Source organism: Leptospira gomenensis (assembly GCF_004770155.1).
Classification (GTDB): domain Bacteria; phylum Spirochaetota; class Leptospiria; order Leptospirales; family Leptospiraceae; genus Leptospira; species Leptospira gomenensis.
In genome coordinates this window covers 154,167-177,485 of the sequence record NZ_RQFA01000048.1, presented here as the reverse complement: position 1 = coordinate 177,485, position 23,319 = coordinate 154,167, and the positions used below count along the sequence as shown (strand labels likewise).

Below are 23,319 nucleotides of genomic sequence, written 5' to 3'. Positions count from 1 at the left end.
TTCGGGGCGGTACTATGAAACGTATGTCTGCGAGTCGGAAACGAAACGCGGACCTCTGCGGACTTTCGTTTAAACTTGACCGGGAAAATCCCCCGGTTTGGTTCTCCATCTTCTATGAACCCAAAAGTATTGTTCCGGAAACAATTTCACTTCCTCTTCCAAAGCCTTGGTCCAAACTTCCGTATAATGACGGACGGCGGCTTCCCGATCTACAAACGCTTTTTTATCCACAAATCCCAAATCTTTGACTCGAACGAGAACCTTTCCCTTTTCCCCGCAAAGCACTGAATACAAAAGCATCTTCGCCCCCGTTAGATACGCCATCAGAGCAGGGCCCTGGTATGTGGATGCCGGGCGGTTGAAGAAGTTCACGAAAATTCCCGCCTTGCCCGCGTTTTGATCCGAACCGAAACCGATCCAGTATCCTTGTTTCAACATCTTCGTAACTTGACCGGATTCCTCCGTAGAAACCAATTTGATTCCGTTTTGGGATCTGAGTTTGTATATGAGTTTGTCTACGAGAGGATTTCTTACTTTCTTATAAATCCCTCCGCCTTTCATCCTCATTCCCATAAATTGAACGAGAATTTCCCAGGTTCCGAAATGTCCCGAAATCAAAACGACTCCGACTCCTTCTTCGTTGGTTTTCTTTTCCAAAGCGAGGGATTCCGCGTCGTAAACGAGATAACGTTCCATCCACTTTTGATCGATACGAGGAGCGTATAAGGTTCCCGCTAAAAGATTTCCGATGTGAAGAACACTTTTCCAAACCAATTCCTTCTTTTGGGAATCGGTATAATCCGGGAATGCGTACGAGATATTTTCATACGCGATTTTTCTGTGTTTTCTCGCCAACGGATACAAAAGGACGACGAGCATTCGTCCGTACAAAAGACAAACTCGATAAGGAAGAATCTTAAACGGAAGATAGAACAAGTAAACGAAGATGAATGCAGGTATATAGCGAATCAAAGGAGCCCCGTACTGGTTTTAATACAAAAAGAACCGGTTGTATCCGGATTGACAAGCAAAAGAAGGGGTTCAAAAAAATCCGACCCTCAGGAGTTGACCGCAAAGGGTAGGTTCGAAATTCTGGAATTTAACTTTTTATTTTTTTCACGATCCCGTAGGGGATCGAAAGAAAACTCTTGTACCGAAAAGAACCTATGGACAACCTGAAAACCTCCGTTCATGAAATATATCTTTCTCTTTCCGGAGAAGGAATTTCAACGGGAATTCCGACCGTGTTCGTTCGTATGGCGGGATGTTCCCTACGTTGCGGAATGGTTTCCGGAAGAAAACTCTGGTGTGATACTCCGTATGCGCTTTCACCCAATGCGGGAGAAAGTATGAACGTCCAACAAACTCTTCGCAGAATCCGGGAACTTAGTCCGAACGATACGCAGATTCTTTTGACCGGCGGAGAACCTTTGGAAGGAAAGAATCGGGACTTCAGTATCGCGTTGGGAAATGAAATTTTCGAAACGAGAAAGGCTTCCGGTTTTTTTCCGAGAGCGAGAGTGGAGACGAACGGCGCCGAATCGATAGAAGGATTGGATCGTTTCGTTTTCACGTTGGATTATAAACTACCGGGTTCCGGAATGGAAGATCGGATGAATGTGAAAAATCTGGAAATATATCGGGAAAGAAAAAACGATTTGGACGAGATTAAGTTTGTGATTCGTGATAGGGCGGATTTCGATCGATGTTTGGAAGTGATCGAAACATTCCAACTGAAGGGAAACCTCTTGGCTTCTCCGGTTCAGGGGGAATTGTCTCCTCGACTTCTCGCGGAATGGATCAAGTCCTCTCTTGTTTACGGACTTCGGCTTTCCTTACAAACTCATAAATACATTTGGGGCGATCAGAGAGGAGTTTAGTTGGAAAACACGCTACAACTCAGCCTCGACTTCGAGTCCGGAGCCCGTTCCGGATATCGGGGGGATTTTTGTTATCTCGTCAATTCTCCGGAACTGGGAATCGGTAAAATTCTTTCCTCGGAAGAAGGAAAGTTCACGATCGAGTTCGTTTCGGCCTCGATAAAAAAAACGGTTTCGGAAACTTCTCCGCAAATTCGGATCCTTCCGGGATATCCTTCCGCGTTGCGAAACAAAGAAACAATCTCGGGAATCATGGATCTTTCCCTCACCGCGTACGAGCTGAAATTAACGCACGCGTTCGACAAACTCTCGGCGCTTTCCAACTCTAGGACGAGGTTGCTTCCACATCAGATCGAATCCACGTATATCGTGGTCAACAGTCTTCGACCCCGTTTTATTTTGGCGGACGAAGTCGGTTTGGGAAAAACGATCGAAGCGGCTCTCGTTATGAAGGAATTGATCTTTCGGAGAGGATATAAGAAAGTTCTAATAGTCGCTCCTTCTCCGCTTTTGGTGCAATGGCAACAGGAGTTGAAGAATAAGTTCAACGAGGATTTCGAAATCGTAAAACGGAAAAACTTCCATACGGAAGGGGCCAAAAATTGGCGGAATTTCCAGCACGTCATCACATCCGTGGACTTTATCAAAAATCCGAAATACGCGGAAGAAATCCTCAAAACCAAATGGGACATCGTCATCTTCGACGAAGCGCATCGTCTTCGTAGGGATTATCACAAGATCACGCGCGCTTATCTTTTCGCGGAAAAGATCTCCAAAAAATGCGAATGTCTTCTTCTTTTGACCGCCACTCCGTTTCGAGGAAAACTGGAGGAACTTTTTTATCTGATGCATCTTATCGATCCGAATATCCTCGGACCGTATCATACTTTTGTAAACGATTATGTCTTAGGCAACAAATCGGATTTAAAGGACAAGATATCCAAGGTTTTGCTCCGGAGAAGAAAGGTCGAGGTCGGCGGATTCACAAAACGTTTCGCCAAAACGGTCCGTATCGAACTTTCTTCCGTAGAACGCGAGTTTTACGAGGAAACCACGAATTACGTGCGGAGGGAATACAACCTCGCGATGCGAACGCAGAACCGGGCGATCGGCTTCGTGATGATCGTATTTCAGAAGTTGTTGGATTCGTCCGTTTTCGCATTATTATCGGCGCTTACTAAACGGAAATTTCTTTTGGAAAACCGGTTCCATCATATCAAACAGATGGAATCCAAGTTGGAGGAATGGGATCTGGACGAAACCGAAGACGTGGAGGAATTCGTTTCCGGATTGGACGAATCGGTTCAACTCGATCTACAAAGCCTCAAACGAGAGCTTCTTTCCCTCAATCGTCTGATCCTTTTGGGGAAAAAAATCAAAGAGGATAAGAAATCCTTAAAGTTGCGGGAAACGATCCTGAAACTCCAAAAGGAAGGACATTCAAAATTTATAATATTTACCCAATTTAGAACTACACAGGATTTTCTCGCGTCCGTTCTTTCCGATTTTCAGGTTACTTTGTTTCACGGTTCGTTAAGCGCGGACGCCAAAGAAAGGGCGATCGTAGAATTTAAGACGAAAACCGAAATTCTGATCTGTACTGAGGCGGGAGGCGAAGGACGAAACCTTCAATTCGCCAACGTTCTTTTCAACTACGATCTTCCTTGGAGTCCGCTCAAGATCGAACAAAGAATCGGACGAATCCATCGTTTCGGACAAAAGGATAACGTGTTCATTTTCAACTTCGCCAGTAAGGATACCGTTGCGGAAAGGATTCTCGAAGTGCTTACGAACAAGATCCGTCTTTTCGAAGAGTCCATCGGATCCTCGGACGAATTGTTGGGAGCGATCGAGGACGAATTGGATTTTAATTCCTCTTTTATGCGATTCGTTACGGGCAACAAATCCAAGGTCGAAATGGAAGAGGAGATGGATAACCGAATCAAGATCGCGAAAAAAGGTTTCGAAAAACTCGGCGCATTGGTCACTCCCAAACTGATAGACTTTAATCTTCAAGATTATTACAGCCACACATTGGAGGAACGTTCGTTTAACAATACTCACTTGGAGGAGTTTACCGCTAAGTTTACGGAAATGTTCCCCGAGGAAGCGGGATTCCGTCTGATCAAAAAGAAACCGCAGATTTACGAGATAGATTCCCCGGTTTATAAGGGAAAATTCGGAACCTTCGACTCGGAGCTTGCGTTACAAAACGACAGTTTGGAATTTTTAGCGTTCGGTCATCCTCTGGTGGATAAGACCGTTTCACATCTCATCCAAAATCAAAGGGGATGGAACACTCGATTCCATTCCGTTTCCAATAAGGAATATTACGTATTTCTTGTAGAGTTTCAATTCACGCTCAATCGTACCGAACTTTTTTATTTCGAGACGAATCCTAAAACAGGAACCGTCCGTAAGATCGACGAACTTCCGGAAGATCTGAGAAATCCCCTTCGTTCCGCGGACGCAGGGTCGGATGAAATTCCTTTTTCTCCTAAATCGGAAGAGAATTTAATACGAACCTTTCTCGCTTTGGACGAGATCGTCGAATCTCGTAAAAAGGAATTGGGCGATCAGACTTTGGATCTTTTTCAGAAAGAGGAATTCAAAATCCGGACGAGCAATCAGAATACTCTTCGACAACTGGAAGAGAAACTGATGCGTCAGGAAGCCGCTTTCAAATGGGAAGGAAAACCCGAAAAAAAATCCGCCATGAATCGGACTCGGAATGAGATCCAAAAAGTGAAAGAGGATTTCGATCGCGAACTGCGGAAGGTTCGGAACGGAAAAACGATCCAACATCGATTTCAACTCTTTCAAGTTTATCTTCCTCGATGAATCCGCGCTGAGCGTCGTTTCCTGCTCGACATCCTTTTTCCGTCGAAGTTTCTGGATTTAACGATTTGGAACGGAGTTCGATCACGTGAAACTTTCCCTCGACTGGATGAACGATTTTGTGCCCCTTAAAGAGACCGGTCTCGACGCGATTTTAAAACGAATCGCCATTTCGATCTGCGAGATCGACGGAGCGGAACCGTTTCGTCCCGAGTTGGATTTCGTAAAAATCGTAAAAATCGAATCTCTGGAAAAACATCCGTCCGCCGATAAACTTCAGATCGCACAAGTCACCGACGGTTCCGTAAAATCCCAGATCGTTACCGGAGCAACCAACGTAAAAACGGGCGACTTGGTTCCGCTTGCGATTCCTGGCGCAAAGTTGGGAGATAAACAAATCTTAGAATCCGAATTACGAGGAGTCAAAAGTTCCGGAATGTTTTGCTCGGAAAAAGAACTTTCTCTGGCCGAGGAAAGTTCCGGGGTTTGGATCTTAACCGGCTTGGAAGGAGCCGATCCGGGAATTTCGGTCCGTTCTTTTTTACACTACGACGACATCGTATTCGACGTGGACAATAAATCGATCACACATAGACCCGATCTTTGGAATCATTTCGGATTCGCCAGGGAACTCGCCTCCCAATTAAAACTTCCCGTCGTATACAATCCTTTCGATTCCCTTTGGAATTTCGATTTGTCGCTGCCTCTTCCCAAAGTATTAGAAAATCAGAATGCACATTCCTACTACGCCGCGTCTATCACCGATATTTCCGTCGGGCCTTCCAAAAGGAAATTTCAAGCCAGACTTCAAAAGTGCGGTATTCGATCGATCAACAACGTGGTCGATGTTTCCAATTATGTGATGTTGGAAATGGGACAACCCACGCATTTTTTCGATAGGAAATTTTTGGAAGGTCAAGGAGGCGTTTCTCTCGAGGTTTCTTTCGCAAAAAAAGGGGAAAGTTTTTTACTTCTGGACGACACTTCGCCTGCGTTGGAGGAAGAAACCCTTTTGATCCGTAACCAGGGAAAACCGGTTGCCGTCGCGGGTGTGATGGGAGGCAAGGAATCCGCCGTTCAATCCGACACTTCCGAACTCGTATTGGAATCCGCGGTTTTCGCTCGCGAACGTGTTCGTAAGTCCATTCGCCAAACGGGGATTCGTTCCGATTCTTCCGTTCGTTACGAAAAAGGATTGGAGGCCACGACAACTCTTCCCGTCATTCGACGTGCGTTGAATCTCTTAAAAGAGAACGGTTGCCCTAACCTCAAGGCTTCCGAACCTTCGGGCTTTTTGCATTTTCCGCATAAGGAAGTCCGTATCCATACGAACATTCATTTTATTAATGCGAAGTTGGGAACGGCTCTTTCCAAAGGAGACGTCACTGATATTCTGGAAAGGTTACACTTTACCGTTTCTTGGAAAGGGGAAATTCTGGAAGTGTTGGTTCCCAAATTTCGTCACAATTACGACGTGACGGTTCCCGAGGATTTAGTAGAGGAAATCGGAAGGACCAGGGGATACGATACCATTCAAGTGGCTCCGGTTTTAGCGGAGGTCCGAACTCCGATCCGAAATTTAAGTCGGGAATTAGAACGGAAGTGTAAAACTTTTTTCGCGGGAACTTTGGGATATAACGAGGTATACAACTATTCCTTTCAATCCCTTTCGGAAAACTCCCTGGACGGAGACGTTTCGCTTTCGGTGAAGATCAAAAACGAAATGCCTGAAGAACAATCCGTATTGAGGAATTCTCTTTTACCTTCTCTTTTAAAAAACGTTAGAACCAATCAGGATCGATTCGATACGATTCGTATTTTCGAATTCGGAAGAGCGTATTTCGATTTGCCGGAACCGCAGAACGAAAAAAAATTCCTGGCGTTTGCGGCATCTTTCGATCGTAAAAGTTCCGATTCGGACGTGAAGGTTTTGGAGGAGGATTTTTTGAACGTCCGGAAAGGAATCGAATCCTTCCTTCATTCCATTAAGATTTACGAATATTCGTGGGAAGTAAAACGACAGACTTTTTTTCATCCCGGCGCCGCGTTATCGCTTTCCGTGGATTCGCGGTTCGTGGGGATTTTGGGTTATATTCATCCTTCGGTTTTGGATTCCTTCGAATTAAAAAAACGAGTGATCTACGGTTCCTTCGATTTCGAACCTCTCGTAGAACTCTGGAATACGAATCGCAAGATCTCGAAGTTTACGGCGCCTTCCCAGTTTCCGGAAGCCGAAATCGATCTTTCGATTTTGATCGGCGAAACGGAAACAACCGAACGATTTACGGATTTGGTAAAAAAGGAAACTATTCCGGAGATCGTCGATTTTTGGGTGTATTCCCAGTTTACGGGCGGAAATATTCCCGAAGGAAAACGCTCCGTAAGTTATCGTTTTCGTTTGGTGAATTTTGAAAAAACGTTCACGCAAGAACGGATCAAGGAAATTTCCGATCGATTGGTTTCTTTGGCCGGCAAAAACGGATTCGTTCTTCGTTAAGAGATTTCGAACGATTTGCTTTTCTCAAAAGGCGTTATTCGGTTTCGGATAACGCATTTTTGTATTTCTTTAAAATCATCCGATTGAATCGATATTATCCCCTGTCGCGATGAGTCGATCCAAGCGGGTTTTCTAATGCGTTTATCAAACTAAACCTGGGAGAATTTATTTATACGATTGTCCGAATCGTTTGAGCAAAGAAGTATAACGTATTGATAAAATAAACATGAAATCAAATTCACTTTCTACTTCCGTATCTTCTTCATCCTTTCAAAACTTCAGTTTTACTTCTTCAGAACTTCCCGCGATCGTAACCGATTCCGAAGGAAGAGAAGTTACCGTAGCTTCTGCGATTCAGATAAACGATCCATACGTCTTACTCAAAGGTTTGACTACGGTCGATTCCTCCGTTGCTTCGGGAAATTTCATACTCGATTTGGAGACCGGTCTTGTTACCTCGTTTACGTTTTGGCCCGATAATCCTTCTAGAGTTTTTGCGCCGGCAAAGATCGCGTATTATGTATCCGAAGGAAGTATCGTCGAGACGGATCTTGTTACCGGAAACACGACTACGGTTAGTAATCAATACAATTACTGGTAATATACCTTATCCGGTTATCCCAATTCAAATCTTTCCTTATGGACTACGCCTACTTGGATCTTCGTAGATGCAACCGGCCTTTATGCGATCTACGTCGATAACTTTAACAACGGTTATACGCAAGGGATGGGAGCAAGATTTATAAAAACGAACGGAGCCTGGGTTGACGATACCTCTTTCAATCAAACTTATCTTCCTAATATGCCGGCTTGGGTCGCAGATCAGATTCCGGGTGCTTCGTTGTCCAACAACGTTTGGATTCTGACCGATTCTACCAATCAATTGGTTTATCAAATACGAATGAATGGAACCCAGTTGACGGTGAAAAATTTTAACATTGCCTCTTGGATGGAAGGAGGTGCTGTTGCAGGTATGACGGCACAAAATTCGTTGAGCACAGGTACGACCTTTCTCGGATTTCAACCAAACATTCAAACTTCCATTGTAACCGACGGTCATGAAATCCTGAGATTTACACCGGGAACTTCCGGAGTTGAGATCACGGAAATAATCGTACCCGCATCGATTCCTGTGACTTCGATTATTAACTGGTCTTCCGGATATTCTCAGAGCACGAGTGGTGTGACCAATTGCGGCTCATAAACGGAAAGATTTATTATATCGATCCCGCCGATTCTTTGATTTATGCTTGGGATATGGATCCTATAAGCGCGCCGACGGCACAACCGATCGGAGATCAAAATACGATTAAATTTCTTTTTTATAGGATCTAATCGGATAAGACTTGGTTGTTAAACGATTCATTCTTCCTAGAATAGGCGAAATGAAAATCCACGAAACCGCATTCATTCATCCTCAGGCAACGGCGATCGGTTTGGTCGAAATGGAACCGTATTCTTCTCTTTGGCCGGGAGCGGTCGCAAGGGCCGACATGAATCGGATCACGCTCGGAGAAGGCGTGAACATCCAGGACAATTCCACCCTACATACGGATTCAAGTCGGGGTATCACCATCGGCGAATACACGTTAGTCGGTCATAATACTATGTTGCACGGTTGTACGATCGGGCGAGGTTGTTTGATCGGAATCGGTAGCGTCGTTCTGGACGAGGCGGAGATCGGCGACGGCGCGATGATCATGGCAGGTTGTATGATTCGGGGAGGAAAAAAAATTCCTCCCGGAGCCATGGTGATCCAAAAAAACGGAGAACTGAAGATTTTCGAAGGTAAGGCTAAACCGGTTATGAGCGTCGCCGGTTGTCTGGAATATATCGCGCTCGCCGAACGTTTCAAAAAAGGTTTTTTCGGGCCGTTTTCCCGCGAGGAAGAAACGGAGTTTCAAAATCGGGCGAGGATTCTTTTAGAAAGAATGAAGATTCCCTTCAAAACGTAAGTTTGAAAGTTTCCTTAGAATAAATAGTGATCGAAACATGTTTCGTATACGAGCTTCGTTCCGTATCCGGTTTTTAGTTTAGAAAAAGGAAATCGTTCACCAGGGGACATCGTATCCTGTTTGATTCGGATAGGTTCGTGTGCGCGCGTATTATAATTTTTCAAACTTAGAGAATAGATCCAGAATCTTAGAGCCTTTGCTTCCCAAGTCTTTTTCCAAAAAAGTTCCGGTAAAAATATGGGCTTTTTTATTTAGGATAAAGACGAGTTGGTAGTTGTGAAGTTTCAGATTTCGTTCGCCGAAGGTTTGTTCGAAACGGCTTTCCAAAAGTGCGGATTCCATTCCGTGAATCTTCGTTTTTTTAGGCTGTTGAATCATTTCGTATTTTTGAAATACGGTCGGATAATAGCCCGTCACCGCCGAAATATATTGATCCAACGTAATATTCCGAGGTTGCCGGGAAAGATCTTCGACGGCGTAATTGACGTTCGTATTAAACGGAAACGCTTCCGGACTTCCGACCGGATGTTCGAAAAGGAAAAAATTGATTCCTGCTACCTCCAATGCTTTTTTGATCGTGCCGGATTGATCCCCTTCGGCCGCGAGCTCCTCGGCTTGATGAATCAATTCCGGGTTATCACCGTAATGCCAGCCCTCGTAATTCAACGAAAGATTGAGTGCGGGAATTTCTACGATCTTGGAGTTGTGGCTTTCTTTTAAGCTCTTTTTGCAAGAGATAGAAACGGCAAAAGTTAGGAGTAAGATAAGAAAAATCGATGAGAAAGGTCGTTTCATAAATTTTCGTCCAGAAGGGAAATTCTGATCCTTATCTCTAAAAAGCCAATCAAATTAAAATAAAAAAGCCGGCTTTGAACGCCGGCTTTTATTCATCGAGTTTGAAATTCGAAACGGAGATCGATTAGAACGCGAACGAAATCAATACCTTGAATCTTGTGTAAATATCAGCCGCGGAAAAACCGAACAGAAGCAGAAGAAAAAACAATCCGGAACCGAAAATCACTCGGTTAAGAATCGTATCGTATTTCAAGTGCATAAAATAACCGAGAACCAAAGACGCTTTTACGGTCGCCACCGCCATCGCGATGATCACGTTCATGGCGCCGAAGTCGATTCCCGCGACCCATACGGTTACGAAAGTAAAAAAGATCAACGTCGCGAATATCAGAGAATAGGTTTTTACGGAAATTATATGATGAGAACCGTGAGCTTCTTCCGCGTGAGCCGTTTTTGCCGGTGAACCTTTGAGTTTTTCCTGCCCTCGTAAAACCGCCTCTTGCAACGCTTTTCCGAGTTTGTTGTCCTTATTTCGAGTAATAAAGTCTTGGAGTTTATTTTCTTCCAATACTTGGGAAAGAAAATTCACGGTAAAACCAGCGAGAGTCGCGTTGACGATCGCTCCTGCTCCGACCACAAATCCGGTGAAGGGGATCAGAAACCCGATACTTACGATTACATAGAGTGCGTAATTTAAAAACAGTTCCATTTTTTATCCTGAAGGGACCGCAGAAATTTCCGCGGATGGTTTTCCGGGCGGTTAGACCGCAACCTAAAGGACATCCTGACAAGGTCTATAAAAGCCTCAAGTACATTTCATAGAATCCGTTTTCTCCATTCGGAACGGAATCTCCGGATTACCTCCGCTATAGAATCGGTTTCGTTTTTAGGAAATTCCGCAAGAATCCAAGAAGTTCCGTATGACTTACCGGACAAAAAACGGTCGGGTGTTAGCGGTAGAAGATGGATCCCGATCGATTTTCCCCAAGTTGAAATCCATTTCGAATAGTTTGGAATGGGTCGCCTTACTGGAAGCGAAAGAAGCGATGTCCGTTTTCCGGTGAATTTCGTTTTTTCGCGGATCGAATCCGATCTCATAAACTCAAGAAGCATTCTTCCCATAGACCAGCGAAAATTCGCTTCGCTCATCCTTCTCCATTCGGTGGAATTTTGAGAACAAAACTCAAAGCCGTCGATGGAAACGGGTCCGGAATATTCGGCTGCAAACGTTTGCGAAAGAGAAGTTGCGATCGATTCCAATTCGGTTGAAATTCGTTCCGATTCTCGGGGAGTCGTAAGAACCGCCCCGAGATACTTTCCTTGGTCGTCGCAGAGTTGGATCGTAGATCCTAAGGTGGTCGGAACTCCGGACGAAAATTCATACAAACACGAGACGTCGGATGTTCTGATAAGCCAAGGCTCTGCTACGCAGGGAAAGAAAGAAGCCAAGGACGGGTTCTTTGCGAATTCAGAAACGCCGGATTTATCGAGCCAACGCAGCGGAAGTAGTTTATGTCGTCCAGAAAATCCGAATTCCGGTTTGAGTACGATCGATTCGATCCGGAGTTCCGACCATTCCCCGTATAAAACGGCAAGATCCGAAGGTCGCTCCAAAATCCGCGTCGGAATTTCTTGAAATCCCCGTGCGTCTTTCCATAGAGTGGATCGGATTTTAGAATTTAATTTTCGGGAACGTTCGAGAACGTTCGGGGATACCTTCACTTCTCCGGAATCCGTGATTTCCGAGACGGCCCCCCATTCCTCCCATATCGTTTCGGAAAAAGGCTGCGCGTCGTAAGAGGGGATTTTGATTTTGTTTTCCGAATCGCGGCGAAATAGGGAAACGTCTGCGAGTCGAATTCCCGTTTCGTTCCAATATCTTACCCAATCCGGATCCGGTTCTTCCCCCAAAAACATGACCGTTTTCGGAAAACGTACGGACTGAAAAAGATAAAATAAAGGTTCTAGGGTTCGATTCTTTAAATCCAGTTTTTCCGGTGCAATCCGTCCCGTTTTTAACTCTTCCTCAAAATATCCGTTGAATCTGCAGTAACGAGTCATAATGTTCGAAAAATTTTTAGTTTGTAAAATCAAGAACGGGGGATCAGAATTTCGATAATCTGATTAAGGGCAACTCTATGAACATCCGTATTTTATCATTTCTTACGATTCTTTCCCTATCGGGAATCGGCGCGGCGCCGAACAAGGTGCTGACCTTGGAAGAAAAGGAAGAACAAAGACAGATCGAAACCGTTCGCAAGGGCGGATTTACGGATATAGAAGTGGATAATCTCCATTCTTCCATTGCAGGAAATATACTCAGAATCAATAATCTTCTCACGAACGAAACATACAAAAAGGCGCTTCGTTATATCGAGGACGAACCGAGGGAAGCCGCGAAATTTCTGTTCCAAGACAAGGAAAATAAACAATATCTGGAATTGGATATGGGTTTGGGACAATCATTCGCGGATTATCCGAAAACGTATCTGTATCAATCCCGCATTTATATTTATCCTGGAACGGACGGACAATCCTTGGATAAGATCATTCTTCAATTTAAAAGAACGAATGCGAAAGGCGAGGTCTTTATTCGGGAGATGCGTCGTTTGATCAATAATTCTCCGAAAGGTCCGACCTTTTCCGGAGACGGAAAAAGAACGCCGAACAACAACAGCGAAATCCTTTTGGAATATTTTTCCAGTCACGATACGGATTTTCTTTGGCCGGACAATCCCATTCAACCGGTTCCTGCCAGTGTTACCACCAAATTACACGAGGCCGCCAACCCTCTTCCTTACAATAAACAAAGACAGATCATCCTTCAATACAAACGTTATCTAAGAAAGGTGGATAAGATGGTCAGTTTGAAACTGCATATGATGGAATTGGATCAAAAGAGAATGATTTCCAAAATGCTCGAATTTCGTTGATTGTTTTAATCAAACCTTCGTATTCGAAAAGCCGCAAATATTTGCGGCTTTTTTTATAGAAAACGAACGGAAGAAGGAAACATATTCGACTTCGCTTAACAACGAACGGCTGGAAATCGTCTTTTCCGATTTGGGATCGATCGTGTAGAATTTACTTCTTAATTAAGAAGTCGCTGATGACCTTTTCTTCCGTCAGGTATTTTTTATTGAGATACGAGATGGCGTGATTGATAAAACGCGGAATTTCCTTTCCCGCGTCCAACAAATCCAACTTAGTTTGCGTCAATTCGTCGATGGTCGATAACGCAAGTCTCCTTTGACTTTGGTGGGATTCGAATTCATCTTCCGTTTCGAAAGCCATGTCTTACGTTTACCTCGTTTCTAAGATATCCGAATCTTCGGGAAAAACAAGCGTTTCCTTCGGACTCGGATCAAGACGTTTTAGGTTTCCCGGTAATCGACCGCGGTTTGAATTCCCCGTTCCTCGTCCACGAATAGGTTGATCAATAGGGAAATGACGAAAAATACACAAACGACTAGAAAGGAATTTCTCAGATCGAACAGGATCTGCAAGCCTCCCACCGCTACCAAACCGAAGGCCGCCGCAACTTTTCCGGAAAGTCCCCAAAGCCCGAAAAATTCTCCCGATTTGGATTCGGGGGCGAATAAACCGACGATCGCACGACTGGCCGATTGTGTGGCGCCGAGTCCGGCCCCCGCGAAGACAGTGGTTCCGACGAACACCCACTGTTGCGAGGTCGGAACTCCGATTCCATTTAAAAAGGCGGTAATGTCCTTCACCCAGTAGATCATAAGAAGGCAGGCGATCCATAATAAAAGTGTGCTATTGAACGTCTTTTTAGCACCGATTTTATCTTGAATAAAACCGAATACGATCGCGCCGACCGCCGCGAAAAGCTGAATCAAAAGAAACATCGCGATCTCGTGTTTTTCTTCGGTTTTGATTTCCTGCGCTCCGTAGATGAACGCGAAACTGATTACGATTCCCAACGCAGCCATCGCGAAGAAAAGAGAAATCAAATACAATGCCATGTCGCGGAACTTGTGGATTTCCTTCATGGTGGAAGTGACCCGCTCGACGCCGATTTTCAAATACGACAAACCTTCGGGTTTTTCCTTCCCCGCCGTATATTCCCGTAAAAGAAGAAATGTCGGAATTCCCGCGAATAAAAAGAAAAACGCGGTGTAAGGTCCCACCATTCGAAGGCTGTCGAAATTCTCCGCGGTTTTCGGTCCCAAGGTGTTGACTAACGCAACTGCGGCGATTCCCCCGAAATATCCGATTCCCCACGCATAACCGGAAATTTTTCCCAAATCTTCTTTCGGTCCCAAATACGGAAGAAAGCTGGAAGCAAAGTTTTCCCCGGAGGCGAAGAAAAAATTGGAAAGAATGATCAGAACGAAGGCGAGCCAGTACTGACCGGGCGCGATTACGAACCAAAGGGCTCCCGTAGAAATGATACAAAAAACGTAGCTATAAAACAGGAACTGTTTTTTTCGAGCGGAATAATCCGTGATCGCACCGAAAATCGGTCCGGTCAAAACGACGATTAAGTAAGAGATCGCCAAGGCTATGGACCAAAGTAGGTTTCCGTATTCGTAAGGGTTTTCCTGATTCGAGGACGCCGGAACGACGAGCTGGCTGAAAACGATACCGTATGTGACGCTGATAATGACTGTCGTATAGGATGAGTTCGCAAAATCGAACATGCACCAACCGAGAATCTCTCGGAGCGGGGCTCTTTTGATGTCTTGCATAGGTTTCCTTTGTTTTTCGTAAGAAATTTCAAAAAAGGCTATTTTTAGGAAACTGGATGTCAAATGAAAACCGCAAAAAATTTCTCTTGCAGAGGATTTTCAGAGTACTTAATCTGATTGGAAAATCGGTTTCCAACTGTCCAAGTTATTAGAAGAATATGGATTCATCCTTTTTAAGCCAAGTCGATCTTTGCCAGCTGATGCGTCCCCGAAAAGTCTGCGTGTGCAATCAGATTTCGGAGGAGGAGATCGTAACCTCGATTCGAAACGGAAACGATACCTTGGAAAAATTGATGGATGATACGGGCGCTTCCACCGGTTGCGGAACCTGTATGGGTTCGGTCCGTAAACTTTTAGCTCGAGAACTGAACGTTCCGAGAACATGAATCCCCTCCCGATAGTTTCGATCAACATGGCCATGACCCTGGATGGAAAAGTGGCGCGTCCCGATGGTAGATGGTACGGTCTTTCCTCTCGAAACGACAAACGCAGAATGGACGAGATACGGGCCCGCGCGGAGGTTTTGATTCTCGGAAAAAACTCGATCCTCAACGACGATCCGGTCATTCATCTTCGTTATGTGGAAAACGCAACCGATCCTCGTCCGGTCATTCTTCTTCGTTCCGGAACCTTGCCGGAGGAAAAAAAAGTATTCCGTTTTTCTAAACAACCTCCTTTGATCTTTTGTCTGGACGAAAATTATTCCCTCGTCCGGAGTAATTTATCTTCCGTAGCGGAGATCGTGTTATTGCCGGGTAAGGACCTTGTTCCCGAAGAAGTTCTAAAACGATTGGGTGATATGGGATATCGGGAAATTCTTTTGGAAGGAGGACCTTCCTTAAACGATTCGTTTTTCCGTTCCGATTTGATTTCGCGAATTTACGTCACCGTCGTTCCGTTTTTGATCGGGAAAAAAAATCTTCCTTCGATTACCGGCGGAGATCGGGAATATCCCGGTTTCGATTTTAGAAGATGGAATCTCGTATCCTGTGAAACATTAGAAAATGAAGTTTTTCTAATGTACGAAAAGTCGCGATCAGGAGCGGAATCGGATTGAAAAAAAAGGAGATTTTACATTCTTTTTTGTGGAGAATTCTTCCGATTTTTTTCTGTTGTATCCTCGTCTATGAACAGTTTTATCCGGAGAGGAAAATTCAAGTCCAACAAGACCGTTTGATTTATCTTCCAGATCAAAAGGAATCCGTGATTTTGGAATCGGAATGGGTTCGTTTGTCGGAGATTCCCGAATCCTGGGTTTCCTACGCGGTTGCCGTCGAAGACCGCAGATTTTATTTCCATCAAGGATATTCGCTTTCCGATATACATTCCGCTTTGGTTTCGTCCGTTTTATTTTACCGTAAAATCCGCGGCGCAAGTACGATCACCCAACAATTAGCTCGGACCTTGTTTCTTTCCCGTGAAAAATCCTTCTCCAGAAAGTGGAAGGAAATTCAGATCGCTTCCGCTTTGGAAGAAGAGCTCGGTAAGAAGGAGATTTTGGAATATTACCTCAACGGAGTGTATTGGGGACGCGGTAGAAACGGAATCGTACAGGCATCGCGATATTATTTTCGAAAAAAGCCGATTCATTTGGAGGAGAACGAATTCAAAGCCCTCGTCCAGATCCTAAAAAAGCCTGACGCCTATTCGAGAGAAGAGGTGATCGAGTTGTCGAAAAATTTATAGTCGTTCGATCTTTCGCACAAGGGCGCGGATTTGTTCTTCCGACAATTCCTTTTGAAAGGAAGGCATTCTTTCGTTTTTTCCGTTCCGAATCGTTCTGAAAATCCCTTCCCGCATTTTATCTCCTCCGAAAAAAAATCCCATCTTTATACCGAACCCGTTCAACTTTTTCGGTTTAGGCTGGAGGAATTCGTTCGGAGTTCCGTCCAGTCCGTGACAGGAAGAGCACCTTTGTTCCCAAAGTTGGTCCGCTTCCCGTCTCGATAGATCTGTTTCCGATTCCGCGGAAACGGTCGTGCGGTTCGAAGCGGAACGACACGAAAGGATGAAAAGAAAAATGAGAATTCCGAATACGATTTTTTGAGGATGATTCCGGAGAAGAACGGATTCCGTTTCGTTTTTTCGATTAGGATTCACGGACGTTGGTCCCCCATCGTTTTAGGTTCGATACTACGAAGGACAACAATAGATTCTGGTTTTTTCGGGAGTCGTCGTTCGGAAGAAGTGGATCGCCGAATGTTATATTGATTTTTCTGTTTCGAAAAATTCTACCCAACTCCTTGATGATCTTTCCGTTTTCCCAAAAGTCCGTTCGAAGCGCCACCGGAATCAGAGGAACTCCAGCGCGTGACGCGAGTTTGACCGCGATCGAATTGAATTCCGCAGGATTAAAATCGGTCGTTCGTGTGCTTTGCGGAAAAACCACGACGGACATTCCGTTTTTTAAACGTTTCGTACCTTCTTCCAAGACCGTCGTCAAATCCTCTCTCGGATTGTTTCTTCCCACCGCGATCGGATTACGCGAGCGCATTATGGGACCGAACAAACTTCCACGCGTTAGACTCTCTTTGACTACGAACGTAATCGGCTTATGCTGAGTGATGAAGGTCGGAAGTACGAAGGTTTCCAAAGTACTCATATGGTTTCCCGCGATGACCACCGGGCCTTCGACCGAAATGATTTTTTCTATCCCTTCCACCTTAACTTTGCCGCCGCAGTTTTCGAGCAGATCCAAAATTCTTGCGGAAGATTCGCACCAAGCCGCATTGTCGTATGTTCCGTTTAACGCGAGTTTTCTGCTTTTGAAAATTTCCCTGAAATATCCGAGGTGAAAGGCCAGATCGGTTTCTCGAAAAACGGAATCCAGCCAGGAACGTTTTTTATCCGCGGGCGTTTCGTATGTTAAGACAAGTCCGCTTTCATACGGAACGGTTTTGCACAGATCCTTTCTTTGAAGAATTCTTTCGTTCATCGTTTATCCTATTCGATTCCGAATGTGCGCAATTTTATTTCGATTCGGATGGATTGAAACAAAAAATCCGGAATGCGGTTTTTAGGACGGGGTTTTCGGAATACTTATTGGGGTGAGATTCGTTCGGATTTCTATAGAAACTGGTGGGGAGGAAAAAGCGTAGTAGGGCGAGTACATAAAAAAACCCGGCAACGTCCTACTCTCCCATGCAGCGAACCACACAGTACCATCAGCGATGAGAGGCTTAACTTCCGTGTTCGGGATGGGAACGGGTGTGGCCCTCTCTCTATAGTCACCAGGAATCTTGAGGCCATTGTTTTACGGAATTCCGTTTTGTCATCTTCTATTCTTTGGAAAGACATTGTTTTTTGAAATTTATTTCAAGTCTTCGAAGCCGATCTTTTCCTCTTCTAATCCCAATCTTTCTTCGATCGCGGATTCCGCCGCCAACAGATCCGCGAATCCGGGGCTTTCCTTGATCCAGGGCAGCAGATGCCAAATTCCCAAAAGTTCTTCGTCTCCCGGAATGAGGTAATCTTTTAAGGGAACCGCTTGCAGGTTGAACAAAAATTCCAGAATTCCTCGTTTCGTTTTATTGGAATTTTTCTTTAATGCGACAATGAGTATGTCCTGGCCGTCCTGGATACGATTCGAGCGGACGTGACGCACAACGTGTTTCGGAAAAAATCTTTCAAGGTATAGGATACGAGAAAGGATCGGCAGCCAGGTTTTGTATCGGATCCGAAGTCCGTTCGAGTTAGAACTGAGTTCCAAGTTCCGGGTCATTATGAACGTAAGTCCTACGCTGAAAATCCCCAAAAAAAGGACCGAAAACGGAACGAAGAAAAACAAAAAGACGGGATCGGGTTCGGACAAGGAAGAGGCGATCGCTCCCCAAACTCCGTAGAAAATTCCGATCACCAATAAGATTTTGAATTTATCGTTTAAGGTTTTCGGTTTCGAAATTTCAACGATCGTTTCGGAATCGGATACGAGCAATTTTAGGAATTTGGAATGTATTTTTTCCGTTTGTGCGGAAAAAGTGAGGGGTGTTCGATCCGAATTCCACATTCCCGTTTTAGGATCGGCGGATACTGGTAAGGGGAAGATCGATCGGAACGAAGGCATTTCCTTTTTTAATTCCTCCAAAGTAGAGTAGGATTCCAGCAGGTAGAACGATCCGTCGTTTTTCACAAGGAACAAGTCCCAAAACTTTCTGTAGCCGTTATCGGAATCGTTTTCTCCTCGTCCGGACACGATACGTTTTCTGATCTTATAGGAAATATATTCCTCCAAAGCGATTCTTAATTCCGGACGTTCTGTTTCTCGGATCGTAAAGGTTCCAAGTCGCGAATCCAACTCCTCTACACGAACGAAGTGTTTCGTTTTTCGATACGCTAAAATCGAAGATAACAAAAGATATATAAACGAAAAACCGAGTAAGACGATCAGGCTCGGATACAGGATTTTCCCTTCTAAAAAAAGCGACAAAGAGTAACCCGTAGCGATCAGTGCGACTACGGATACGAACAAAAACAGAAATAGGATTAAACAACCGGAAACTCCCGAAAATCGATACGGGCTTTTCGTAAGTTTGTACATTTTTTCGTTTTCAAATTTCCAGTCGGACAAGATTTTCCTCTTTAATAATTTATTTCTTATTTGGGATTTTCAGGAGAATATCTTTTAGGAGTTGCGTTGGCAAGTATGAAACGTAGTCGTGATCGGGGTTCTATTCGTTTTTCTTAATTTCGAAGTTAGGTTCGTTGTTACTTCCTTTAGCATTGTAAAAAAGTTGTTTCCTATTTTCGTTAAAACGTTTTCCGTATTTCAACCGATTTAATTTGTTTCCACTCGCAGATTCTTTGGAAGTGTGGATCAATCGATCCGTTTTATGGCGTGGACTCGGGATTTCATTCCAGTTTTTCGAAACGGATTTCTTAAAGATGATGGAGGAAATGCCGCATGGCTCAGTCGCAGTTTGACAACGTTACCGTCGTAAAAAAGGCGAACGTTTATTACGAAGGGAAGGTTACCAGCAGGACGGTTCTGTTTCAGGAGGGATCCAAGAAAACTCTCGGAATTTTGATGCCCGGTGAATACGACTTCGGAACCGACGAAAAGGAAATTATGGAAATTTTGGACGGCGAGCTCCTCGTCAAACTTCCTGGAGAAAACGTTTGGAAGGAAATCAAGGGCGGCGAGTCTTTCGAAGTTCCGGCGAAATCAAGATTTCAATTGAACGTAAAAAAAATCAGCGATTATTGTTGTTCGTATATCGCGTAAAACGATTTAAGACTTTCTAATATATTGAAAAGGTCGTTTTGTCCGTGTCGTAATTCTTCCGGAGACCCGTACAAAAGCGGCCTGAAAGGACTTCAGAGATCCAGCTCGATTTTTTTTTCGCGACAAAAATCGTAGCTGCGAAACGGGCGATGCTCAAACGGCAGGATAACGATAAAGCCGTCCAAAAATTAAATTTTCGATGAAACGCGGGAAAGACCAAAAACATCGGAAGAGTCGGTAACACATACCAAAACGTATAAAATGCGTGGTTATCGATTTTAGTATTTTCTTGATTCTCCAATTTTAACCAAATCAAAGTAAAAATCGTAATCAACGGCAAAGAGCCGACGAACGCTCCTAACCTGTCCGAGCGCTTGGCGAATTCGGAAATCGCGGTAATCAGAGCTGCGCTGACTAAAAATTTTACGACGATAAACAGAAGTTTTTCCTAATAAGATAGTTTCGCCGTTGCGACCCGCAACGGCACTTTCGAATTACTGATAACTTTCGATCGGAAGACAGGAACAAACGAGATTTCTATCTCCGTAGACGTTATCCACCCGGCCGACGTAAGGCCAAAATTTATGTTCTTTGAGCCAGTTCGCCGGATATGCGGCGCGTTCTCTCGGATACAAATGATCCCAACGATCCGAAGAGATCATGGCCGCCGTATGCGGTGAATTTTTAAGCGGGTTGTCCGTCTTGTCCAACTTGCCGTTTTCCACGTCCAAAATTTCCCCGTGAATCAAAAGCATCGCTTCGCAAAATCTGTCCAATTCCTCTTTGGATTCGGATTCGGTGGGTTCGATCATCAAAGTTCCTGGTACGGGAAAGGACATGGTAGGAGCGTGAAAGCCGTAGTCTATCAGGCGTTTGGCGACGTCTTCCACTTCGATTCCTGCGGTTTTTTTGAAGGGTCTTACGTCGAGAATACATTCGTGAGCGACAAAACCGTTTTTCCCTTTGTATAGTATCGGATAGGATTTTTCCAATCGTTTGGCGATGTAGTTTGCGTTAAGAATGGAATATTTGGTCGCGTCGGTCAGTCCTTCCGTTCCCATCAATGCGATGTAAATCCAAGAGATTAATACGATACTCGCGCTTCCCCAAGGAGCTGCGGAAACTGCTCCGTGTTCGTTTCCGGTTTTGTTATCCACGAGAACATGACCAGGTAAAAACGGAACGAGATGTTTCGCGACTCCGATCGGACCTACTCCCGGACCTCCTCCTCCGTGCGGGATACAAAAAGTCTTATGTAGATTGAGATGACATACGTCCGCCCCGATCGCACCCGGACTTGTTAAACCGACTTGAGCGTTCATGTTCGCTCCGTCCATATACACTTGTCCTCCGCGGGAATGAACGATCGCGCAGATTTCCTTGATCGATTCCTCGAAAACCCCGTGTGTGGAAGGATACGTTACCATCAGAGCGGCGAGATCGTTTTTGTGTTCTTCCGCCTTGGTCTTTAAATCCTCCAAGTCCACGTTGCCGTTGGAATCGCAGGATACGACTACGACCTTAAATCCGGCCATTGCGGCGCTCGCCGGGTTGGTTCCGTGAGCCGAAATCGGGATGAGACAAACGTTTCGGTGTGATTCGTTTCTGCTTTCGTGATATCTACGAATGGCGAGTAAACCGGCGTATTCTCCCTGAGAACCGGCGTTGGGTTGTAAGGAAACTCCGGCAAAACCGGTGATCTCACAAAGCCATTTTTCCAACTGCTCGAAAACGATCCGATAACCTTCCGTCTGATTCGCGGGGGCGAACGGATGAATGGCGCCGAACTCCGGCCAAGTGACCGGATACATTTCCGTGGTCGCGTTCAGTTTCATCGTACAGGATCCGAGGGGAATCATCGAAGTCGTTAAGGAAAGATCCCTCGATTCCAGCTTACGGATATAACGGAGCATTTTCGTTTCGGTATGATGCGTTTGAAAGACGGGGTGCGTCAAATACGCGGACGTCCTTTTGAAAGAATCCGGAAGCGTCGCAGAGTTTGCGAAAAGTTCGTTTAGGTCGGTTTCTTTTACTCCGAAAATTCCGCATAGATCGCTTATATCGGAAAGGATTACGGTTTCGTCTAACGCGACTCCGATTTTTCCATCCTTATATTCCCGCAAGTTGATCCTTTGTGCGTGCGCCTTTTCCAGGATCGAAGCGGTTTTGTCTCCCGTCCGGATCGTGATCGTGTCGAAGTAGGAATCGTTGAGTATTTCGTATCCCGCCGATTTTAAGAGTCGCGACAGAACACCCGTCATTTTATGAATTCGGAAAGCGATGTTCCTGAGTCCTTCCGGTCCGTGATATACTGCATACATGGAAGATATAACCGCCAGAAGCACTTGCGCCGTGCAGATGTTGCTCGTCGCCTTGTCTCTTCGGATATGTTGTTCCCGCGTCTGTAAGGAAAGTCGTAGACCCGGATTTCCTTGCGAATCCTTGGATACGCCGATGAGCCGTCCGGGCATACTCCGTTTGAATTCGTCTTTGGTCGCGAAATAACCCGCGTGCGGACCTCCGAATCCCAGAGGAAGGCCGAATCTTTGCGACGAACCTACCGCGATATCCGCGCCCATTTCTCCGGGGGATTTGAGCAAAGTTAACGAGAGTAGGTCGGCGGCCACTGTGGAGACAGCGCCCACGTTATGCGCCTTTTGAATGAGGGAAGTATAATCGAAAATCCTTCCGTCCGTAGCAGGATATTGAAGTAGTATTCCGAAAAAGTCCTCGTTAAGCTCCAAGGTTGTGTGGTCGCCGATTTGAACTTCGATTCCCAAAGGATTGGCCCTCGTTACCACGACGTCGATCGTCTGCGGATGACAGAGTTCCGAGACGAAGAATTTTTTAGCGGTCTCATTCTTACGCACCGAAAAGGCCAGAAACATAGCCTCCGCCGCGGCGGTTCCTTCGTCGAGAAGAGAAGCGTTCGAAATCTCCAATCCGGTAAGATCGATGATCATCGTTTGAAAATTGAGAAGCGCCTCCAAACGTCCTTGGGAAATTTCCGCTTGATACGGAGTGTAAGCCGTATACCATCCCGGGTTTTCCAGAATATTTCTTTGAATTACGGCCGGCGTAATACAAGCGTTGTAACCGGCGCCGATGTAGGAACGATAGACTTCGTTTTTGGAAGCGATACGTTTTAAGTCCTGTAGAATTTTGTACTCCGTCGATGCCGGAGGAAGATCGAGAGGTTTTGTTAAACGAATTCCCGCAGGAACGGCTTTTTCGATCAATTCTTCCAGGGAATTCAGTCCGAGTTCCTTCAGCATTTCTCCGGCTTGGCCGCGGTCGGGACCGATATGTCTTCTCGGAAACGTATCCAAAGGATCCGCTCCCATCCGTCGTTCCTGGTTTGTCTCGGTTTGATTTTGAAGAATGGAGCTCATGTGAACCTACTTGTAAATTCTTTGTATTA

At 45.1% G+C, this 23,319-nt stretch carries 21 protein-coding genes and 1 rRNA gene; 11 read left to right on the top strand and 11 right to left on the bottom strand.

Annotation, left to right across the window (positions count from 1 at the left end):
- Positions 1 to 69: 69 nt before the first annotated feature.
- Positions 70 to 972: a lysophospholipid acyltransferase family protein gene (locus tag EHQ17_RS12505; RefSeq protein WP_135594099.1), complete on the bottom strand. Its 903-nt coding sequence runs from the start codon at positions 970 to 972 to the stop codon at positions 70 to 72.
- A 194-nt stretch (positions 973 to 1,166) separates the two neighbouring features.
- Between EHQ17_RS12505 and EHQ17_RS12500 the strand changes: the two genes are divergently transcribed.
- From EHQ17_RS12500 to EHQ17_RS12475, 6 genes are all read left to right on the top strand, one after another.
- Positions 1,167 to 1,880, top strand: a complete 714-nt coding sequence (locus EHQ17_RS12500) for a 7-carboxy-7-deazaguanine synthase QueE (RefSeq protein ID WP_135594113.1) — start codon at positions 1,167 to 1,169, stop codon at positions 1,878 to 1,880.
- Entirely contained in the window at positions 1,881 to 4,721 is a 2,841-nt protein-coding gene (locus tag EHQ17_RS12495; protein WP_135594095.1) for a DEAD/DEAH box helicase, read from the top strand. It abuts the gene before it with no gap.
- Between the two features lie 85 nt (positions 4,722 to 4,806).
- On the top strand, positions 4,807 to 7,215 hold the full coding sequence (gene pheT / locus EHQ17_RS12490) for a phenylalanine--tRNA ligase subunit beta (protein ID WP_135594093.1): 2,409 nt from the start codon (positions 4,807 to 4,809) through the stop codon (positions 7,213 to 7,215).
- Between the two features lie 226 nt (positions 7,216 to 7,441).
- Positions 7,442 to 7,816 carry a hypothetical protein gene (locus EHQ17_RS12485; RefSeq protein ID WP_135594091.1) on the top strand — a complete coding sequence of 125 codons (375 nt, stop codon included), beginning with the start codon at positions 7,442 to 7,444 and terminating at the stop codon, positions 7,814 to 7,816.
- A 126-nt stretch (positions 7,817 to 7,942) separates the two neighbouring features.
- Positions 7,943 to 8,419: a hypothetical protein gene (locus tag EHQ17_RS12480; RefSeq protein ID WP_135594089.1), complete on the top strand. Its 477-nt coding sequence runs from the start codon at positions 7,943 to 7,945 to the stop codon at positions 8,417 to 8,419.
- 181 nt (positions 8,420 to 8,600) lie between these two features.
- Entirely contained in the window at positions 8,601 to 9,170 is a 570-nt protein-coding gene (locus EHQ17_RS12475) for a gamma carbonic anhydrase family protein (RefSeq protein ID WP_135594087.1), read from the top strand.
- A 150-nt stretch (positions 9,171 to 9,320) separates the two neighbouring features.
- On the opposite strand, the gene EHQ17_RS12470 is transcribed toward EHQ17_RS12475, so the two are convergent.
- The 3 genes from EHQ17_RS12470 to EHQ17_RS12460 all read right to left on the bottom strand — a co-directional run bounded on the left by EHQ17_RS12470 (position 9,321) and on the right by EHQ17_RS12460 (position 12,059).
- Positions 9,321 to 9,965 carry an LIC_13215 family putative lipoprotein gene (locus EHQ17_RS12470; protein ID WP_135594085.1) on the bottom strand — a complete coding sequence of 215 codons (645 nt, stop codon included), beginning with the start codon at positions 9,963 to 9,965 and terminating at the stop codon, positions 9,321 to 9,323.
- Positions 9,966 to 10,089: 124 nt separating this feature from the next.
- A complete protein-coding gene (locus tag EHQ17_RS12465) occupies positions 10,090 to 10,674 on the bottom strand; it encodes a cytochrome C oxidase subunit IV family protein (protein WP_135594083.1) in 585 nt (194 codons plus the stop codon).
- Between the two features lie 107 nt (positions 10,675 to 10,781).
- The gene (locus EHQ17_RS12460; protein WP_135594081.1) at positions 10,782 to 12,059 is read right to left on the bottom strand and encodes a hypothetical protein; all 1,278 of its coding nucleotides are present in this window, start codon (positions 12,057 to 12,059) and stop codon (positions 10,782 to 10,784) included.
- Positions 12,060 to 12,103: 44 nt separating this feature from the next.
- On the opposite strand from EHQ17_RS12460, the gene EHQ17_RS12455 reads away from it, so the two are divergent.
- Positions 12,104 to 12,898 carry an LIC13212 family protein gene (locus EHQ17_RS12455; protein WP_135594079.1) on the top strand — a complete coding sequence of 265 codons (795 nt, stop codon included), beginning with the start codon at positions 12,104 to 12,106 and terminating at the stop codon, positions 12,896 to 12,898.
- Positions 12,899 to 13,049: 151 nt separating this feature from the next.
- On the opposite strand, the gene EHQ17_RS12450 is transcribed toward EHQ17_RS12455, so the two are convergent.
- Both EHQ17_RS12450 and EHQ17_RS12445 read right to left on the bottom strand, forming a co-directional pair.
- On the bottom strand, positions 13,050 to 13,259 hold the full coding sequence (locus tag EHQ17_RS12450) for a hypothetical protein (protein WP_135594077.1): 210 nt from the start codon (positions 13,257 to 13,259) through the stop codon (positions 13,050 to 13,052).
- A gap of 80 nt (positions 13,260 to 13,339) precedes the next feature.
- The gene (locus EHQ17_RS12445) at positions 13,340 to 14,677 is read right to left on the bottom strand and encodes an MFS transporter (RefSeq protein WP_135594075.1); all 1,338 of its coding nucleotides are present in this window, start codon (positions 14,675 to 14,677) and stop codon (positions 13,340 to 13,342) included.
- A gap of 158 nt (positions 14,678 to 14,835) precedes the next feature.
- Here EHQ17_RS12445 and EHQ17_RS12440 point away from each other — a divergent pair, with 158 nt between their 5' ends.
- The 3 genes from EHQ17_RS12440 to EHQ17_RS12430 are packed head-to-tail and all read left to right on the top strand — an operon-like array spanning position 14,836 to position 16,363.
- Positions 14,836 to 15,063, top strand: coding sequence for a (2Fe-2S)-binding protein (locus EHQ17_RS12440; RefSeq protein WP_210412897.1), 228 nt, complete (start codon positions 14,836 to 14,838; stop codon positions 15,061 to 15,063).
- Positions 15,060 to 15,734, top strand: a complete 675-nt coding sequence (locus EHQ17_RS12435; RefSeq protein ID WP_135594071.1) for a RibD family protein — start codon at positions 15,060 to 15,062, stop codon at positions 15,732 to 15,734. The genes EHQ17_RS12440 and EHQ17_RS12435 overlap by 4 nt, the downstream gene beginning before the upstream one ends.
- Positions 15,731 to 16,363, top strand: coding sequence for a biosynthetic peptidoglycan transglycosylase (locus tag EHQ17_RS12430; RefSeq protein WP_135594069.1), 633 nt, complete (start codon positions 15,731 to 15,733; stop codon positions 16,361 to 16,363). The genes EHQ17_RS12435 and EHQ17_RS12430 overlap by 4 nt, the downstream gene beginning before the upstream one ends.
- On the opposite strand, the gene EHQ17_RS12425 is transcribed toward EHQ17_RS12430, so the two are convergent.
- The 4 genes from EHQ17_RS12425 to EHQ17_RS12410 all read right to left on the bottom strand — a co-directional run bounded on the left by EHQ17_RS12425 (position 16,358) and on the right by EHQ17_RS12410 (position 19,244).
- Positions 16,358 to 16,777 carry a c-type cytochrome gene (locus EHQ17_RS12425; protein ID WP_246057541.1) on the bottom strand — a complete coding sequence of 140 codons (420 nt, stop codon included), beginning with the start codon at positions 16,775 to 16,777 and terminating at the stop codon, positions 16,358 to 16,360. The two genes, EHQ17_RS12430 and EHQ17_RS12425, sit on opposite strands and share 6 nt — an antisense overlap.
- Entirely contained in the window at positions 16,767 to 17,612 is an 846-nt protein-coding gene (locus tag EHQ17_RS12420; RefSeq protein WP_135594067.1) for a lysophospholipid acyltransferase family protein, read from the bottom strand. Before EHQ17_RS12420 ends, EHQ17_RS12425 begins: the two co-directional genes overlap by 11 nt.
- Before the next feature lie 183 nt (positions 17,613 to 17,795).
- A 5S ribosomal RNA gene (gene rrf, locus EHQ17_RS12415) occupies positions 17,796 to 17,912 on the bottom strand.
- Between the two features lie 75 nt (positions 17,913 to 17,987).
- Positions 17,988 to 19,244, bottom strand: coding sequence for a hypothetical protein (locus EHQ17_RS12410; RefSeq protein WP_135594065.1), 1,257 nt, complete (start codon positions 19,242 to 19,244; stop codon positions 17,988 to 17,990).
- A 333-nt stretch (positions 19,245 to 19,577) separates the two neighbouring features.
- Between EHQ17_RS12410 and ppnP the strand changes: the two genes are divergently transcribed.
- Positions 19,578 to 19,898 carry a pyrimidine/purine nucleoside phosphorylase gene (ppnP, locus tag EHQ17_RS12405; RefSeq protein ID WP_135594063.1) on the top strand — a complete coding sequence of 107 codons (321 nt, stop codon included), beginning with the start codon at positions 19,578 to 19,580 and terminating at the stop codon, positions 19,896 to 19,898.
- Between the two features lie 494 nt (positions 19,899 to 20,392).
- Here ppnP and gcvP read toward each other — a convergent pair whose 3' ends face one another.
- Positions 20,393 to 23,290, bottom strand: coding sequence for an aminomethyl-transferring glycine dehydrogenase (gene gcvP / locus EHQ17_RS12395; protein WP_135594061.1), 2,898 nt, complete (start codon positions 23,288 to 23,290; stop codon positions 20,393 to 20,395).
- Positions 23,291 to 23,319 lie beyond the last annotated feature (29 nt).